Source organism: Streptomyces milbemycinicus (assembly GCF_002154605.1).
Lineage (GTDB): Bacteria > Actinomycetota > Actinomycetes > Streptomycetales > Streptomycetaceae > Streptomyces > Streptomyces milbemycinicus.
The window spans coordinates 1-909 of the sequence record NZ_MUNE01000612.1 but is presented as its reverse complement, the minus strand read 5'-3'; the positions used below and the strand labels follow the sequence as shown (position 1 = coordinate 909).

Below are 909 nucleotides of genomic sequence, written 5' to 3'. Positions count from 1 at the left end.
GCCCGCGCGGGCCAGCAGTTCGGCGATTCCGGTGCCCATTGTGCCGAGCCCGATGACGGCGACAGTAGTGAGCGAGGCCGAGGAGGGGGAGAGATCTGGGGAGGGCGTACGGCCGGAGGGACGGCCGGCGTCGTTGGTCGTAAGACGGTCCATCGCGGACTCCAGAGGGTGTTCCCCGGAAGTGGGGATGATGTGACGACTGAGAGGAGCTTTCGGTCATGCGCGGCGGGCTGACACGAAACTCCGGCGGAAGGGCTTGCACGCTCCCTGACGGACAGCGCCACACGGAGCAAACTGCCCGTGGGAGACACACGGCCGGCCCTGTCCCGGGGCCACGCCGTACAGAACTGCACTGCCGAACCGACTTCACACGGCGGCTGCGTCACCAGGCCGCCAGAGCAGGGGTGCTGCTCGTGTCGTCAGTTTAACTCGCGGGTAACCAAGATGCCAGGGCACATTTTGTGACCCGCGCGCCGGGGCGCCGGGCGCCGGTCACCGGGGAGGGGAGACCTCGACATGGACGAAGAATTCCGCGTACTGACCGACCGGGTGCGGGCCTCGCTCTCATCCCCGGAGGAGACCAGGGCCCACGCGTCGCTGCTCGCGCTCGTACGGCAGGGCAGTCCCGCCGCCCGCGAACAGCTCGCCCGTATCCTCGTCGCTCCCGAGCAGCCGCTGTGGGCGCGGGAGACCGCCGCGTTCGTGCTCGGCAGCGCGGGGGACCGGCGCGCCTTCGAAACCCTGGTGCTCCTCCTCAACTACCGCGAACCGGCCCGCTGCGCGACCGCCGCCCGCGTCCTGGCCCGGCTCGGCGATCCACGCACCGCCCGCGCCGCGGCCGCCCTGGCCACCAACCCGCTGCGCACCGCCTACTCCCTCCACCCCATCCGCCTGCTCGTCGAACTCCGC

The 909-nt window shown here is 71.1% G+C and carries 2 protein-coding genes; one reads left to right on the top strand and one right to left on the bottom strand.

Translation table 11 applies throughout. From position 1 onward, the window contains the following. Window positions 1–153: 3-hydroxyacyl-CoA dehydrogenase NAD-binding domain-containing protein (locus CCN51_RS53805; protein WP_143676036.1), on the bottom strand; the 153-nt coding region annotated here is incomplete at its 3' end. Window positions 154–516: 363 nt separating this feature from the next. Here CCN51_RS53805 and CCN51_RS40395 point away from each other — a divergent pair. After that, window positions 517–909, top strand: a 393-nt coding sequence (locus tag CCN51_RS40395) for a HEAT repeat domain-containing protein (protein ID WP_425444792.1), incomplete at its 3' end; no start/stop codon positions are given.